This window comes from Komagataeibacter diospyri (assembly GCF_043995075.1).
Lineage (GTDB): Bacteria > Pseudomonadota > Alphaproteobacteria > Acetobacterales > Acetobacteraceae > Komagataeibacter > Komagataeibacter diospyri.
Genome location: NZ_CP171836.1, coordinates 3,401,176 through 3,416,999, shown reverse-complemented (window position 1 = coordinate 3,416,999; position 15,824 = coordinate 3,401,176). Strand labels below are relative to the sequence as shown.

Genomic DNA, 15,824 nt, shown 5'->3' with positions numbered 1-15,824 from the left:
TCTGGAAACGAGAGATCCTAATCCTGAGCTGGAATTGGCAAATGTAGATCGGCGACGAGTCCTTCCGCCCGCCAAATTCTATCGATCCGGCCGCCGGCAGCCTGAACGATACGGTCCACCATCGCGCTACCAAAACCTCGTCTCTCAGGCGAGGCCGCGATTTTCGGGCCGCCGGTTTCGCTCCAGGTCAGATCAAGCATATCACCGTCTGCCTTCCACCGGATTGTAACATCGCCACCGTCGGTACTGAGTGCCCCGTATTTTACCGAATTGGTTGCAAGTTCATGGAGAAAGAGAGCAAAAGTCGTCATAATCTTGCGGGGTATGGCTGCCTGTCGGCCGCCAATCAGGCATCGATCCCCGTAGGGTTGCAAGACCGAACGGACGAGCGTTTCAAGGTCAGGCTGGCCCGCATCACAGACTCCACTATCGATTCCCGAAAAGACTGCATCGGAAGCCCGGGAAAGAGCGCCCAGCTTCTCACGAAGGATTTGTGTTGCGGTATCCTGCGTATTGCTCCTGACGGCTTCCTTCTCGGCAATGGAAATGAGGCCCGCCACCACAGAAAAAAGGTTCTTGATGCGATGCTGCATCTCGTTGGAAAGCAGCTTCTCCCGATTGATTGACTCTTCCAGTTCCTTTTCCAGCTTCGTTTTCGTGGTCACGTCTCGTGAGACACACAGGATCGAGAGCACACGACCGGACGCATCGACCAGGGGGGTCAGCAGGTTGTCCCAGTACATGAGCCCGTCAGGAGATTCACTCCTTCCCTGGAAGCGCGCGCTATGTCCTTCTGCAGCCTTCTGAAGTGCTTCCTTGCCAAGTTGATGAACGTCTTCCGGCAGCAAGGAGAGCCACGGCATCCCAAATGCTGAATCCTGAGGTACATTCAGCGCAAGACAGCCTGCCCGGTTCATGGTCAGGAGCCTGCCGTCAACAGACAGGACCTTGATGCAATCAAGCGTGGCATCAAGCATCGTCTTCTGCAGGTCGAATAAATGCGGGTCGGTCCCGGAAAGAATATTCGGAAAAACAATACTCGTATAGATTTTGGCAGCGGCTTCCATGTCCCTGACTCCCCTGATTGGAACGCTACCAACTTCGTGGCACTACCGTATTACGATTTCGCCTCCATTGCGGTATCTGTCAATCCGCACTCAAAAATAACTCCCGATCGGCGCGCATATTAACCTTTGATGAATATCCGGGCTGTCTGTTAGAACGCGCGCGGCCTAATTGTTTAGTCCCGGGGTTTGATGGTGTGGCATTTTCACGCGAGTGGAAGGAAGCATTATGGGACAGATACGTCATGGCAGCGCCACGACCACGCACGCGGTGCGAGCAGCAATACAGCGATCGCAGGCTTCGCGCTCTCGGCGCCAAGCGAGGCGTTCGGGATCAATCCAAAAACGGTGGCGAAGTGGCGGAAGCATCAGACTGGCGGGGATCAGAAGACCGGCCCCAGAGAGCCGCGCTCAACGGTCCTGTCCGGGACGGACGAAGCGATGGTCGTGGCTTTTCGTCGGCATGCTTTACTGCCGCTGGACGATTGCCTTTATGCATTGCAGGCCACCATCCCGTATCTGACATGCTCGGCCCTGCATCGCTGTCTTCAGCGTCACGGGATTTCACGCCTGCCTGACAGTGACGGGGACAAACCGAAGCGTCAGCGCTTCAAACGCTACCCGATCGGGTTCTTCCACCTCGACATCGCCGGGGTCCAGACCGCTGAAGGCAAGCAGCATCTTTTCGTCGCCATAGACCGGACAGGCAGGTTTGCGGTGGTGCAACTCGCGGACAAGGCCAACAGAAGAACAGCCCGGGCGTTTCTCGAACATCTTCTGCGTGTCGGGCCCTACCGGATTCATACCATCCTGACCGACAATGGCATCCAGTTCGCCGAGCGGCCTCGTAACTGCGGTATGGCATGGTCACGTTCCATGCGTTTCGACATGATCTGCGAGGCCAACGGGATCGAGCAGCGCCTGACAAAGCCCAATCACCCCTGGACCAATGGCCAGATCGAGCGGACGTGTCGCACGATCAGGGAAGCAGCTGTCAAACGCTTCCATTACGACAGCCATGAGCAGTTGAGGACTCACCTCAATGATTTCATAGCCGCCTATAATTTTGGATGAAGGCTCAAGACCCTCAAAGGTCTCATGCCCTATGAATACATCTGCAGGATCTGGACTTCAGAGCCAGAAAGATTCATCATCAATCCAACCCATCAAACCCCGGGACCAAACAACCAGGGCACTCCGCGCAATACGTGATGCCAATGTCCAGCTGCTTTATATTCAGCTTTCCAACGATCTCTGTGTTGGACAGAACCAGAACGTCACATACAAAATCCCCGATATGCTCCTTTACCGCATCCATAAGAAGGGGGATGATGTGAACAGATGTTGGAATAACGCCAAGCTCTTCCTCCATGAGGCGTATGGCGCGCGAGAGAGAAGGCTACGATACGTTGCATGCAACTGCTGCCTTCGAAAAGCTCCTGAACTTATCTATCTCCCGGAGATAGTAAAGCTGCTTGAGAAACATGTCATACTCCACGAATACTGACTGACCAGCAGCCAGCGGACCGGTTCATTTTCCTATGGATGTCATATCGCCCACCATTCCGACATGATCGGAACAGGGGAGCGTCTTTATTTGTTGGGAACGTGAAATACTATCCAGTAAGGCGCTTTCCACCACAGAACAGTGTCTGCTCATCCTGACGCGCAATGGCGACCAGGGTCTGGTTCATCTTTTCCGCAGTAAGGAAGGCACGATATGTTGGGGCCGAAATCGCGACCACAACGGCAATACCTGCCCGCACGGTCTTGAGTGCCATCTCAAATGAATAACGGCTTGTCAGCAGGCAGAAGCCTTCGTGAAAAACGTCCAGGTCACAGGCCCGCGCGCCGATCAGCTTATCCAGCGCATTATGCCGTCCCACATCTTCCCGGATCATGTGAATACTGCCGTTATTATCTGCCCATGCCGCCGCATGGACCATGCGTGTCGCCGCATTCAGCGTCTGCCACCTGCGCAGTTCATGCAATGCCCTGCGTATTGCCGCCACCGACAGGCAGGGACCATCCCCAAGCGGAGTTGCGGCCACAGCATCATATGCCGGTACCGTCTCGCTCCCGCATATGCCGCAGCTTGAATGACCCGTCTGCATGCGGACATTACGGCGCATGAGTTGCGTCAGTGCCCTGCCTTTTATAAAAATATCAAGGGTCAGGCCGTCTTCTGCCTCTACAACATTCACCGAACGGATATCTGCAACTGAACTGACAATCTGTTCTGTTATACAGTATCCATAAGCGAAATCTTTCAGATCCGCCGGTGTCATCATCATCGTGCCATACGGAAAAATCCCGTTGAACATGAGACCGACCGGCACTTCCTCTGCCACATTCAGGCTGAATTTCTCATCTGGACGGGACAGGCCGCTGACATCTAACGGATAAAAAAGAGCGGACATCACGGCATCCTCATGCATCCAGACAGGCACTGTTCAATGGTCAGAGGGTGTGGCACGGCACCCAGCCGGTTACACCGTTCGCGTAATGCTCGTTTTGCCAGACCGGAACATGCTGTCTGATTTCATCAGTGATGTAACGACAGGCATTAAAAGCGGCATCGCGGTGTGCTGCGGATACACCAATCCATACCGCTGTTTCACCGACCGGCAGATAGCCAGTCCGGTGCGTGGCGGTTGCATGACGGATGGCAAAATGCTGTTTCGCATCCATCAGGATCACCTGCCCTTCCGTCAGCGCCAGTGGCCCGAAAGCACTGTAATCAATGCCAGAAACGGCCTGACCTTCGTTCGTCTGCCTTACCCGCCCCTCAAAGGAGCAGCCCCCTCCCGCTTCAGGGAGAAGGAGCATCCTGCGCAGTGCACTGATATCCACAGGCGCATCCGCCATGATGAAGTCGCTCATCCGCCTGTCACCGGCGGTATGCAGGCAACGTGATTCCCTTCGGCCAGAGACTGTTCCCATGGAGCGAACGCAGCATTGATCGCAACACGCATACATGCGGGTTCCAGGGCAAAGCCGTATGCATTACGGAGTTCGTCATATAGTGCAGTTGCCGCAAGGGCCTGGGTCTGTCGTATTTCGTACGCCCGTCCTGCCTCATCCTGAAGCTGTGCGAAATACTGTAACTCTATATTGAGCATTTTACTTCCTGTTCAGAAGATCCAAGGCGTTCCAGCACCCGGGCGCGTTCATCAGGCGCGTTTACGTTTTCCAGCGCACCTGTTTTTTTTACTTCAAGAAGGCGGATAGCAGGGCCGCCAAGCATCTGACGCAGCCGTATTGTCTGGTCTGCCTTACGCTTTGCCAGTTCTGCCAGCATCGCGGGCTCCCATATCGTGCAGAGCGGCTCAGGCAGTCCGTCACTTTCACTCAGATAGGCCGTGGCATCCATATCCGCGTTACGTTCATCAACAAGGATGGCAAGCGTTCTGTCATCCAGCATGGGCAGGTCGCAGGCCACGACCAGCCATGCCACATCCGGGTACGCCGTGTGGGCCGACAGCACGCCAAGCATCGGGCCGCCACCCAGCATTTCCTTTATCTCCCGCCTGTCCACAATACATGGATAGGACGCCCGGAGTGGATCATGGCCCTGATCAGGACGTATCGAGACGAAACAGCGTCTGACATGATGGTCCAGCAGGTCAAAAACGCGGGCAAGCTGCGGGCGGCCACCGTAAGGCAGTGCAGCCTTGTCCTGCCCCATGCGGCGACTTTCACCACCAGCAAGGACCAGCCCGTACAGTAATGCTGTCATGGCTTGCGCCCCTGTAAACATTGGGGTCTGCACATGAGATTCACGTCATCCTCCGATATAATGCATTTCGATTTTTTCCTGGGAAAACGTCTTTTTTCCATCGGCCCATAATGCGGGCCGGTGCGTGCGTTCCTCACTATAGCGATCCGTCCGGTGGTGCCAGATCCGTGACAGGGTTGTGCGCAGCCGTTCATCAACTTCGGCATTGCAGGTACTCTGGCGCAGCAGTCCACGCAGATCCGTGCCAGTTGTCGCAAAAAGACAGGCATAAAGCTTCCCATCGGAAGACAGGCGCGCACGGGAACATGTTCCACAGAACGGCTCGCTTACTGATGAGACAAACCCGATTTCTCCCGCACCATCGACGTAGCGATAACGTCGGGCCACTTCGCCGCGATACCGTGGCGGAAGCGGTTCAAGGGGCCAGAGGGCTGCAATACGGGCGCGCAGTTCGCGCGACGGGACGACGTCGGCACGGCCCCACCCGTTACGATTACCCACGTCCATGTATTCGATAAGACGGACTGTCACACCGGCATTCCGAAAGCGCGCCAGAATATCCGGAACGCCCGCGTCATTCACGCCCCGCTGGACCACGGTATTGATCTTGACGCCACCTTCAAACCCGGCGGCACACGCGGCGTTAATGCCCTCCATTACGGTAGACAGGTCCCCCCTGCCGCCGCTCATATAAGCGAACACGGCTGGATCAAGGCTGTCGAGACTGACCGTCACGCGCCGCAGTCCCGCCCGCCGTAATGCTGGCGCAAAACGGGGCAGCAGGACGCCATTGGTTGTCAGGGCGACATCCTCAATGCCCGGCAGGGCGCTCAGGCGACTGACCAGATCGGGCAGGCCGGGCCGCAGGAGGGGCTCGCCACCCGTCAGCCGTATTTTGGTAACGCCCAGTTCGGCCGCCATGCGCGCAACCCGTTCGATTTCGTCAAAATCCAGCCGTTCCCTGGGATCAAGAAACCGGAAGGCCGCGTGATAGGTGGTTTCCGGCATGCAGTAGGGACACCGGAAGTTACACCGGTCCATAACCGAAATGCGCAGATCACGCAGCGGGCGGCCAAGCCTGTCGACAGGCTGCACAGGGCTGACCGACCGGCTGCTGTTATCGTCATCCATGGCCGCCAGCCCTGTCAGCCTGCAATCCGGATTGGCGGTGCGGATGCAACACTTTCCACAACCTTTACCGGAATGGATTTCGCCGCGGGCGTTCCACTGATCCCGTCAAAGTAATCCAGCGGCAGCAGCGGATTCAGTTCCGGGTAGTATCCGGCAATCGCACCACGTGGCATCGGGTAATCCAGCACGTTCAGGCCATCGACATACCGCCTGATCCCGTCATCGCTATAGGTCTCCAGCCCGATCACGTCCCCGTTCACCAGACCGCGCTCCGCCATGTCATCCCTGTTCATGAAGATGACGAGACGGGTATTGTACACGCCGCGATACCGGTCACTATTGCTGTAGATGGTCGTGTTGTACTGATCGTGCGAACGAATGGTTGCCAGACGCAACATGGCCGTATCCTTGACCGGAACGTTGACTTCCAGCCCCGGCAGCACAAGGAAATTCGCCTTGCCATTGGGCGTCTGCCATACGCGGCGACGGGGGGGAATATCGAGGTGCAGACCATGCGGATTTTTGATCCTTTCGGAAAAATCCGCATAGATTTCAGGATAGACCTCGGCGATCTTGTCCCGGATCAGGGTGTAATCAACCATATAATCCGCCCACGACGTGCGGGAGTTGGGTAGCGTCGCCATGGCCATGCGGCAGACGATCTCCGTTTCCGGCCGCACATGTTCGGTCACGGGTTCGAACACACCGCGCGATGCCGTGACATTCGCCATGGCGTCCTCAATGGTTACAAACTGCTCGCCTGCTTCCGTGCGGATGATTTCCGAGCGGGCGACAACCGGCAGGATGAGCGCATCCCTGCCATGCACCAGATGTCCCCGGTTCAGCTTGGTCGCCACACCAACCGTCAGGTTGAGGTTGCGCATGGCCGCATAGGAACGGTCCGTATCCGGTACGGCGCGGATGAAATTGCCCCCCATGCCAAAAAACACCCTGGCGGTGCCTGCTTCCATGGCTTCGATCGCTTCCAGCACATGGTGACCATGTTCACGCGGCGGTTCAAACCCGAAGGCATCACGCACGCGGTCCAGGTAAGCATCGGTCGGTTTTTCATCAATGCCAACCGTGCGGTCGCCCTGCACGTTGGAATGTCCACGGATCGGTGCGATCCCGGCGCCGGGTTTGCCGAAATTGCCGCGCAACAGAAGCAGGTTCGCCACCTGCTGCAGCAGGCGCGATCCTTCCTGATGCTGTGTAAGCCCCATGCCGTAACAGATGATCGTGGCGTTGGATTTCATGTAGATATCCGCAATCCTGCGGATCTGGTCCTCGGCTATGCCCGAGATCCGGGTAATATCTTCCCAGCTACACCCCATGACATCAGCACGCAGGGCTTCCATGCCCGCCGTGTGTTCATGGATGAAGTCGAGATCCAGTACCTTCTCGCCACGTGCTTCCGCTTCAAAAAGTGCTCTCATCATGCCCTTGAAGATGGCCAGATCGCCGCCGATGCGCACATGGATGAATTCACTGGAAATCGGGGTCGAACCAAACGTGCCCATCTGCAGCACATCCTGCGGTTCCGTAAAGCGGATCAGCGCGCGCTCCGGCATGGGGTTGATCAGGACAATCGGCACGCCGCGTTTGCGGGCTTCGACCAGATTGGTCATCATACGGGGGGAATTGGTGCCCGTATTCTGCCCTATGACGAAGATCGCTTCGGCATGCTCGAAATCGCTCATGACGATCGTGCCCTTGCCAATACCGATGGCGGGCGGCAGGCCACGGCTGGTCGGCTCGTGGCACATGTTCGAACAGTCGGGGAAATTATTGGTGCCGAATTCGCGCACGAATATTGAATACAGGAACGCGGTCTCGTTCGCCGTGCGGCCCGATGTATAAAACTCAGCCTGATGCGGGTTGTCGAGGGCGCGCAGGTGCTGGCCGATCAGGGCAAATGCGTCATCCCACGCCACCGGCACGTAGCGGTCGCTTTGTGCATCATAGCGCATCGGCTCGGTCAGGCGGCCCTGCATTTCCAACCAGTAATCGCTTTTCTGCATCAGTTCGGTGACGGTGTATTTTTCGAAGAATTCCCGCGTCACACGTCCCTTTGTTGCCTCATGCGCCAGCGCCTTGGCCCCGTTTTCACAGAACTCCAGCGTTTTGCGATGGTCGGGATCAGGGAAGGCGCAACTGGGACATTTGAAGCCACCCGGCTGATTCATGGACAGCAGCCCGCGTGATCCCTTGACCAGCACGCTCTGTTCCATCAGCACTTTCGCGGTCGCCCCTGCCGCACCCCATCCCCCTGCCGGATGATGATAGGGTTTGTATTCAGGCGTTTTCTCGTTGCTCATGATCTCGACCCCATTGGCTGTATTCAGTTGGGCAGGCGTGTGTGGGCACGCGATACGGCTGTCGAACTGGAGAAAGCACCCGCATCATGCAGCAGGCCGAACTCCCGCATTGCCGGCACGAAGTTTTCGTTTTCATGCTTCGAGCGGGCAAGCTTCACCAGGGCAAATCGCTGGAGCGGCAGCAGGGTTGCCCATTGCGCGGCCGTAGGCGGCGCTATGCCATCAGCCTGCGCCTGGGTCTTTACCGCATCCGGCATCCTGCCCGCGTCACGCCAGGCCTCGAGCCCACGGGTTGCAAGCGGGCGCAACGGCTCGTCACTGCGGGTTGCGATCAGGTGGGCCACCAGTGCGCGATAGGCGGCCTGTTCGGACACGGTTTCGCACGGCAGGTCGGCCAGCTGGCCCCTTTCTTCGCGTGTAAACCGGCTCCACTGGCGCAGGCTCAGTTTGATGCCGACGATGTCAAGCTTCTGGCGGGCGATCATCGGAATGCACCGCAGAGACCCTGCAAAATCACGTTCAAAGTCAAAAAGCATTGGACCAGATCCCTTATTGGAGGGAGGGGAATGTCGGGCGGCCATGCCGCCCGGTTTACCTGGGAACGATCAGGTGAAGCAGGGACGCTGCCCCGAAAAACACCGTGGTGCTCAGCGACCAGATCGCAACAAACCATGCGATCCGTACACCGGTGCGCGGTGGTGCATCATCTCCGTTCCCGCGGACAATTTCAGTGATACCCATCGGTTTCCGTCACCTTTCCGCGAAAGACGTGGTAGGAATAGATCGTGTAGGTCAGGATGATCGGCAGCAGGATGGCGGTGCCGATTAACTGGAAGAACTGGCTGGAGGGCGGGGACGACACATCCCACAGCGTCAGGCCCGGCGGCACGGCATAAGGCCATACCGTAATCCCCAGCCCGGACAGGCACAGGAAGAACCACCCCAAGGCGCACAGGAACGGCCCCCTGGAGTGCCCCCTGCGCAGCCCCATGACAAACAGGGCACCCAGTACGACAACCAGAACCGGCACGGGAGCAACAAACGCAATGTTCGGCCAGTCAGTCCAGCGGCGCAGGTACGGTGCATGCAGCAGCGGCGTCCACAGGCTGACCGCCACAATGCCGATGAACAGACCCACAGCCAGCCGGGCGGCCCAGCGGCGGCAGGATTCCTCCAGCACGCCGGTTGTGCGCCAGATCAGCCACGTTGCCCCCAGCAGGGCGTAACCGCACATGACGGACAGGCCACACAGGATGCTGAACGGCGTCAGCCAGTCGAGCGGGCCACCGGCAAAGGCGCCATCAACAACTTTGATCCCCTGCACCACGCCACCGAGGATCGCGCCCTGACAGAAGGCGGCGATAGCAGAGCCTGCCATGAACCCGGCATTCCACATGCCTTCCCGTCCCGTGCCGCGCGTCATGACACGGAACTCAAACGCCACGCCGCGGAAGATCAGCGCCAGCAGCATCAATACGATCGGCAGGTAGAAAGCTGGCAGCAGGGTGGCATAGGCACCGGGGAAAACCCCGTAAAGCACCGCCCCACCCAGCACCATCCACGTCTCGTTCCCATCCCAGACGGGGGCGATGGTGTTGACCATCACATCCCGGCGGTCTGGATGGCGTTCGAGCGCGAAGAGCATCCCGATGCCAAGGTCAAAGCCGTCAAGGACGACATAGATCGAAATGGCGGCGACCAGTATGACGGCCCACACGATGGGGAGCCAGTATGCGAAGTCCATCATGCCTCAGGCTCCTTTGCCAGCAGAAGGGTCAATCACACCCGGATGCATGCGGGCTGCCAGAATCTCGGTAGCGTGCCCGGGCGGGGTATCATGCTCGCCTTCCTGCGGCGCCCGCCCCAGCATGCGGACCAGAATGCCCAGACCTGATCCGAACACGAGCACGTAGACCACCACGAACGCTGTCATCGAAAACGCCATGGAGGACAGGGCAACCGGTGATACGCTGTCAGACGTGCGCAGCAGGCCGTAGACCGTCCATGGCTGGCGCCCTACTTCCGTCGTAACCCAGCCACACAGCAGCGCGAGGAATCCTGCGGGCGCCATGCATAGCGCGACACGGTGGAAAACCGGGTTGGTGAACAGCGTGCTGTTCCGCCGCAGCCACAGCGACCATAATCCGACCAGCATCATCAGCATGCCCAGGGCGACCATGATGCGGAAAGAGAAGAAGATGACCGGTGAAGGCGGCCGCTGGTCACGGGGAAAATCCTTCATGCCGGGCACCTTGCCATTCAGGCTGTGTGTCAGGATCAGCGACCCGGCCAGTGGCAGTCTGATGGCATAATCCGTATGTTCGGTCTTCATGTTGGGAATGCCGAACAGCAGTTCGGGCGCATGATCTTCCGATACCCAGTCCCCTTCCATCGCCGCAATCTTCACCGGCTGATATTTGAGCGTGTTCAGGCCATGCGCATCGCCCGCCAGGATCTGCAGAGGGGCGACAATTGCAGCCATCCACATGGCCATGGAGAACATGACCCGCACCGGCTCGCTGGAGATCTTTCCTGCTTTGCGGGCCTTCAGCATGTGCCATGCCCCCGTCGCCCCCACGATGAAGGCGACGGACAGGAACGCCGCCAGCCCCATATGCACCAGACGGAACGGAAAGGACGGATTGAAGATGATGGCCAGCCAGTCGGCGGGCATGAACCGCCCGGTAACCGGGTCGATGGTGTAACCGCGCGGGGTCTGCATCCATGAATTGGATGACAGGATCCACGTCATGGAAATCAGGGTGCCGACCGATACGCAGCACGTGGCGGCAAAATGCAGTTTGCGCCCCACCTTGTTCATGCCAAACAGCATGACGCCAAGGAAGCCTGCCTCCAGAAAGAAGGCGGTCATGACTTCATAGGACAGAAGCACGCCCGTAATCGGCCCGGCCTTTTTGGAAAAGATCGACCAGTTGGTGCCGAATTCATACGACATGACCAGTCCCGAGACGACGCCCATGCCAAAGACAATGGAGAACACCTTGATCCAGTATCGGTAAAGATCAAGGAATACGGGGCGTCCGGTCCTGAGCCACAGCCCTTCCAGCACCGCCAGATAGGCCGCCAGCCCGATTGAAAAGGCTGGAAAGATGATATGGACGCCTACGGTAAAGGCGAACTGAAAGCGCGCCAGAAGAAGCGCCGGGTCATGTGCGTACTGCATCGATACTTCCAAAACTTATGGCGAGAGGAATAAAAAATTATAAAGAACTTCTCGGCATAGTGGCCCCGCAAGCAATGGACCGGCCTGAAAGACGGATACATGCTTCGGTGTCTTGGAAATGATAGTAGATCAATCAGACGTATGACGTCCAAGAGAGATTATACATAAGATCATAAGCGGCGTTTATAATCGTAGCATTGGAAGGTTTTGTATAGTTATAGATGAATATAGACAATCGAAAAATATTAATAATCAATCACAGAATATTTGGCGGATATCCCCTGTTTTTAAGCAGAGGATGATTTTCCCGTATAACCTGCTCATGCATTCCAGACATAATGTGGGCTAGCCAGACCTGGTCCGAGTCTGTTGTGTCTGCATCCCTGATCATATAAAATTGAATACGAAAGCCTGTTTGATAGCGTCAAACATAATCTGGCTGTTTTGTTCCGATCTGCCCCTTTAAAAAGTTAGGGCATGTCGTCAGTTGATTCCAATGATAGCGGGGACAAGTTGCACTGCTGCGATGAAGATTGATTGCAGCTTATCATAGCGTGTTGCAATGCCTCTGAACTGCTTCAGTCTGCCGAAGAAGCGTTCAATGATGTTTTGTTTTTTATAAAGCAAGAACATAATTTTCCGGGAATTGCGTCGGTTTTTCCTTTGACGCGATAACGGTGTGATCTACCGCTATTCAAGCTTTTCAATGAGCGGAACGGCATCATAAACCTTGTCGGCGATGAAGGTCCCGGGATCGTCCGATGGCCTGATCTACGCCCACTTTTTACGGGCAACTGCGCTGTGCTGATGTGCACGGACAATCATGCTGTCAGTCAGCATGTATGCATTATCGCGATCGGCGGGCAGATGCCGGAAAATCCGTTCGATCACGCCACTTGCGCACCAGCGGCCCAGTCGTCTGTGAACATTCTTCCAATCACCAAAACGGGCAGACAGGCCACGCCAGGGCTTCAGGAATTTCGGTATCAGATATTGAGGAAATACTGGTCATGGCACACCATGTTTTTTACAGAGAAAACTGAGTCAGATGTGCACAGGCCCGTTCAGCCAGATGTTCCTGTGGGGCGTTGACATCAAGAACCATGACCACTTCCTCATGCATGTCGGGTTCCTCCAGCGTGGCGAACTGGCTGTCCAGCATGGCAACCGGCATGAAATGGCCGGTGCGCTGGTACAGGCGGGGCATGATGTCCTCCCTGCTGCCCTTGAGATAGACAAAACAGACATCCGCGCTGTCGCCGCCAATCTGCCTACGGTAACTACGCTTGAGTGATGAACACGTCACGATGCCACACTGGCCTGCATCCCGCCATGACTGTATCCGGCCAGCAATAAGATCAAGCCATGGCGTACGATCCGTATCGGTCAACGGAATGCCGTTGCTCATTCGGGCAATATTGGCGGGTGGATGCAGGTCGTCCCCTTCGATAAGGGGCCAGGCCATCCGTTCAGCCATCAGTTGGGCAAGTGTACTTTTGCCACAACCTGACACGCCCATAACAATCAGCACACACGGTCGTCCTGCTTCACCAAATCTACGTGAGAGTGATACCGTCTTCTGCCCAGTATCATACATTGCGCATCCTACCGAATATCATCATGAGAAAATGGTCAGCTTTTGTCTTTCTGAACAGAAAACGGAGAGGCAAGTAATCGTTCCTCAGCCAGTTGACGTTCAAGGCCGCCCCACCCTGACAGAAACGGGATAAATAAATCCAGTAAAATAGTAGCGTACAGACATTCATGAAATACTGACCGGTCCCGTAATCGATACAGACGCTTCAGGCTGGACAATATTCAGGCTACCATGCGCACAGCACTGGATCTACGCGCACGGTTTGTCCGGCTCTATCGCGCCTGTCTGCTATGGCAGGAACATATCGCAGCGCCACCGGTCGGCGCGACTGCGCCATCTCGTGCCAGACAGAACAACGCTTTCGATCGGATGCAGTTTCTGCGTGACTATTTTGATGAGGCCGACCGTGCGACAAAACAGCAGTTCGAGATGATACGACTGGATTAATGGAAACCCGTGGGAACAGCTTTCCCACCATCTTCTGGACCATCATCGCATAACACAGGCAAGCCGATCTCAACCTCAGGTCGTGCCTCTCCCATGCCGCCATGTAACTGATCCGTCCACCAGCGGCCTGAGGAGTTGTCCGCACATCCTCCACCAGCGATTGAAACGATGACTGACATTGTCATGCTGGAAACCAGACCGTCTGCTGTCTCGTTAGAGCGAGCGCGGCCTTATCTTTTTTGCCATGCACTATCCAACGCTGTCATGTCGTCTCAAAAAAACAGAAAAATGGCCTGCCCTCCATACGAAACGGCGGCCCTGTTACAGGCGGGGAGCATTCTGAACGTGTATACTGAAGCGAGTCATGAAAATATTGGTTCCTGCCTGACCGAGGCACTTGTTATCCATGCACCGCATGACCTGAGGCTGGACCCAGCGCCCCTGCCCCAACCCGGCCCTGATGAAGTGCGGGTGAATATGGCCTGGGGCGGCATATGTGGTTCGGACCTGCATTATTTTTCTCATGGGGGTGTCGGTGCATCCGTACTGCACGCCCCCATGGTTCTGGGGCATGAAGTCTCGGGCACCATTGACGCGCTGGGCCGCGATGTGAAAGGCTTTTCCGTAGGCGAGGCCGTGGCCATTCACCCGGCGCGGCCCTGTGGCCACTGCCCCGAATGTATGCGCGAACAGCGCAACCTGTGTCGCAACATGCATTTTCTGGGAAGTGCCGCACGTGATCCCCATACCGATGGCGGCTTTCGCCGGGCGATGACAGTCAAGGCGGCACAGCTCCATTCCCTTCCCCCCGGCCTGACTCTCCGCCACGCCTGTCTTGCCGAACCTTTATCCGTGGCCCTGCATGCCATTGCGCGCGCGGGCGATGTGCACGGTCGTAGCGTGATGGTGCAGGGTGCAGGACCAATCGGGCTGTTAATCGTAGCGGGGCTGGTGCATCACGGGGCAAAACGGATTGTTGCAACCGACCTGGAAGATTTTCCACTCCAGTGCGCAACCCGGCTGGGCGCAAGCAGGTGCTACAACACCCGCCATGCCGCAGTGGAGGAAGAATTCGATATCCTGTTTGAGGCCACAGGCGTGCCAGCCGCCCTGCCTGCAGCCATAGCCCGCACACGGCGGGGTGGCATGATGGTACAGGTTGGCATGTTCCCGCCAGGGGACATACCCGTGCCGATTGCCCAGATCATCAACCGTGAACTCGATTTCAGGGGCACCTTCCGTTTTGACACGGAATTCGATGCAGCCCTTGCCCTACTGGCCGAACGGCCCGAAATTGCTGATATTCTGGTCACCCAGCAGTTTCCCCTGCGTGAATTTGCCGCAGCCTTCGCCCTGGCGCCAGACCGCAGGCAGGCAGCCAAGATCCTGCTGTCCCTGAGCAGTTGAAGGAACGCTGCCCATTTCTGCCCGACCTTATCGACAGGAATGGGCAAGAAGTCCGGCTTCCATTTACACGGAAACGGTTATGCCCCCGTCAACCATGAGCACATGCCCGTTGACAAAGCTTGAAGCATCGGAAGACAGAAAGACAGCCGCCCCGACAAGTTCCTCCACATTCCCCCACCGGCCGGCAGGCGTGCGCTGGCACAGCCACTGTGTGAATGCCTGATCCGCCACGAGCTTTTCATTCATTTCCGTTTTAAAATAACCCGGCGCAAGCCCGTTGACCTGCAGGCCGTGACGGGCCCAGTCCGTTGCCATCCCTCTGGTCAGGTTTTTGACCGCCCCCTTGGTGGCGGTATAGGGCGCGATTCCTGGGCGTGCCAGTTCGCTCTGTACCGAACAGATATTGACGATCTTCCCTCGCCCACGCGGCAACATATGCTTTGCTACGGCCTGCCCCACAAAGAAAACCGCGTTAAGGTTCGTCGCGATCAGGGCATCCCAGTCTGCCCGGCTGAACTGGTCCAGCGGCGCACGGCGCTGGATACCCGCATTGTTGATCAGGATGTCAATTGGCCCGTATTCGCTCTCTATCTTTTCAACCCCCGCAATGACGGCATCCTGATCAGTCACGTCAAAGGGCGCGATCGCGGCATCCACCCCTTCGCGTTCCAGCATGGCGCGGGCGGCCTCCAGTGGTTCGGGGTGGCGGCCATTCAGCACAATTTCTGCCCCATACCGGCCAAGGCCACGCGCGAGGGTCAGGCCAATGCCACGGGAGGCTCCGGTCACAAGCGCCCGCCTTCCGGCAAGTGAAAAAAGGGTATCATCCCGCATGAGAATGTCCGTCTGTGTTATCAGGACTCTGATCATAGCAGGACCGCGCGCCAATACCCTTACACGTCTGCGCGTGCGGCTGGACAATCGTGCCGCAGGCCCG

15 protein-coding genes and 2 pseudogenes are annotated in these 15,824 nt (G+C 57.1%); 4 read left to right on the top strand and 13 right to left on the bottom strand.

Annotated elements, in window-relative coordinates; genetic code table 11:
• Positions 1 to 17 precede the first annotated feature (17 nt).
• Complete coding sequence (locus tag ACE2AA_RS15905; RefSeq protein WP_395370447.1) at positions 18 to 1,067, bottom strand: PAS domain-containing protein; 1,050 nt, start codon at positions 1,065 to 1,067, stop codon at positions 18 to 20.
• 226 nt (positions 1,068 to 1,293) lie between these two features.
• Between ACE2AA_RS15905 and ACE2AA_RS15900 the strand changes: the two are divergent.
• Positions 1,294 to 2,276, top strand: a pseudogene (locus ACE2AA_RS15900) (IS481 family transposase).
• A complete protein-coding gene (locus ACE2AA_RS15895; RefSeq protein ID WP_395372244.1) occupies positions 2,170 to 2,571 on the top strand; it encodes a hypothetical protein in 402 nt (133 codons plus the stop codon). The pseudogene ACE2AA_RS15900 and the gene ACE2AA_RS15895 overlap by 107 nt, the downstream one beginning before the upstream one ends.
• A gap of 109 nt (positions 2,572 to 2,680) precedes the next feature.
• Here ACE2AA_RS15895 and fdhD read toward each other — a convergent pair whose 3' ends face one another.
• The 11 genes and pseudogenes from fdhD to ACE2AA_RS15840 all read right to left on the bottom strand — a co-directional run bounded on the left by fdhD (position 2,681) and on the right by ACE2AA_RS15840 (position 13,033).
• The gene (fdhD, locus tag ACE2AA_RS15890) at positions 2,681 to 3,484 is read right to left on the bottom strand and encodes a formate dehydrogenase accessory sulfurtransferase FdhD (protein WP_395370446.1); all 804 of its coding nucleotides are present in this window, start codon (positions 3,482 to 3,484) and stop codon (positions 2,681 to 2,683) included.
• 40 nt (positions 3,485 to 3,524) lie between these two features.
• Positions 3,525 to 3,947, bottom strand: a complete 423-nt coding sequence (locus tag ACE2AA_RS15885; protein ID WP_395370444.1) for a molybdenum cofactor biosynthesis protein MoaE — start codon at positions 3,945 to 3,947, stop codon at positions 3,525 to 3,527.
• A complete protein-coding gene (locus tag ACE2AA_RS15880) occupies positions 3,944 to 4,186 on the bottom strand; it encodes a MoaD/ThiS family protein (protein ID WP_395370442.1) in 243 nt (80 codons plus the stop codon). Before ACE2AA_RS15880 ends, ACE2AA_RS15885 begins: the two co-directional genes overlap by 4 nt.
• A complete protein-coding gene (locus tag ACE2AA_RS15875) occupies positions 4,174 to 4,803 on the bottom strand; it encodes an NTP transferase domain-containing protein (RefSeq protein WP_193558304.1) in 630 nt (209 codons plus the stop codon). The genes ACE2AA_RS15880 and ACE2AA_RS15875 overlap by 13 nt, the downstream gene beginning before the upstream one ends.
• 45 nt (positions 4,804 to 4,848) lie before the next feature.
• Positions 4,849 to 5,934 carry a GTP 3',8-cyclase MoaA gene (gene moaA / locus ACE2AA_RS15870; RefSeq protein ID WP_395370440.1) on the bottom strand — a complete coding sequence of 362 codons (1,086 nt, stop codon included), beginning with the start codon at positions 5,932 to 5,934 and terminating at the stop codon, positions 4,849 to 4,851.
• Between the two features lie 14 nt (positions 5,935 to 5,948).
• On the bottom strand, positions 5,949 to 8,252 hold the full coding sequence (locus tag ACE2AA_RS15865; RefSeq protein WP_395370438.1) for an FdhF/YdeP family oxidoreductase: 2,304 nt from the start codon (positions 8,250 to 8,252) through the stop codon (positions 5,949 to 5,951).
• Positions 8,253 to 8,275: 23 nt separating this feature from the next.
• Positions 8,276 to 8,788 (bottom strand): nitrate reductase associated protein, encoded by a 513-nt coding sequence (locus tag ACE2AA_RS15860; RefSeq protein ID WP_395370436.1) that lies wholly within the window; start codon positions 8,786 to 8,788, stop codon positions 8,276 to 8,278.
• Positions 8,789 to 8,979: 191 nt separating this feature from the next.
• On the bottom strand, positions 8,980 to 9,999 hold the full coding sequence (cydB, locus tag ACE2AA_RS15855; protein WP_141259428.1) for a cytochrome d ubiquinol oxidase subunit II: 1,020 nt from the start codon (positions 9,997 to 9,999) through the stop codon (positions 8,980 to 8,982).
• A 3-nt stretch (positions 10,000 to 10,002) separates the two neighbouring features.
• A complete protein-coding gene (locus ACE2AA_RS15850) occupies positions 10,003 to 11,436 on the bottom strand; it encodes a cytochrome ubiquinol oxidase subunit I (RefSeq protein WP_395370435.1) in 1,434 nt (477 codons plus the stop codon).
• A 483-nt stretch (positions 11,437 to 11,919) separates the two neighbouring features.
• A pseudogene (locus ACE2AA_RS18120) lies at positions 11,920 to 12,405 on the bottom strand (transposase); the annotation flags it as partial.
• 58 nt (positions 12,406 to 12,463) lie between these two features.
• Positions 12,464 to 13,033 carry a gluconokinase gene (locus tag ACE2AA_RS15840; RefSeq protein ID WP_395370433.1) on the bottom strand — a complete coding sequence of 190 codons (570 nt, stop codon included), beginning with the start codon at positions 13,031 to 13,033 and terminating at the stop codon, positions 12,464 to 12,466.
• A gap of 231 nt (positions 13,034 to 13,264) precedes the next feature.
• Between ACE2AA_RS15840 and ACE2AA_RS15835 the strand changes: the two genes are divergently transcribed.
• Positions 13,265 to 13,480 (top strand): hypothetical protein, encoded by a 216-nt coding sequence (locus ACE2AA_RS15835; protein WP_395370431.1) that lies wholly within the window; start codon positions 13,265 to 13,267, stop codon positions 13,478 to 13,480.
• Between the two features lie 288 nt (positions 13,481 to 13,768).
• Entirely contained in the window at positions 13,769 to 14,887 is a 1,119-nt protein-coding gene (locus tag ACE2AA_RS15830; RefSeq protein ID WP_395370429.1) for an L-idonate 5-dehydrogenase, read from the top strand.
• 63 nt (positions 14,888 to 14,950) lie between these two features.
• Here the strand turns inward: ACE2AA_RS15830 and ACE2AA_RS15825 are convergent, their stop codons facing one another.
• Positions 14,951 to 15,757: an SDR family oxidoreductase gene (locus ACE2AA_RS15825; RefSeq protein ID WP_141259424.1), complete on the bottom strand. Its 807-nt coding sequence runs from the start codon at positions 15,755 to 15,757 to the stop codon at positions 14,951 to 14,953.
• Positions 15,758 to 15,824 lie beyond the last annotated feature (67 nt).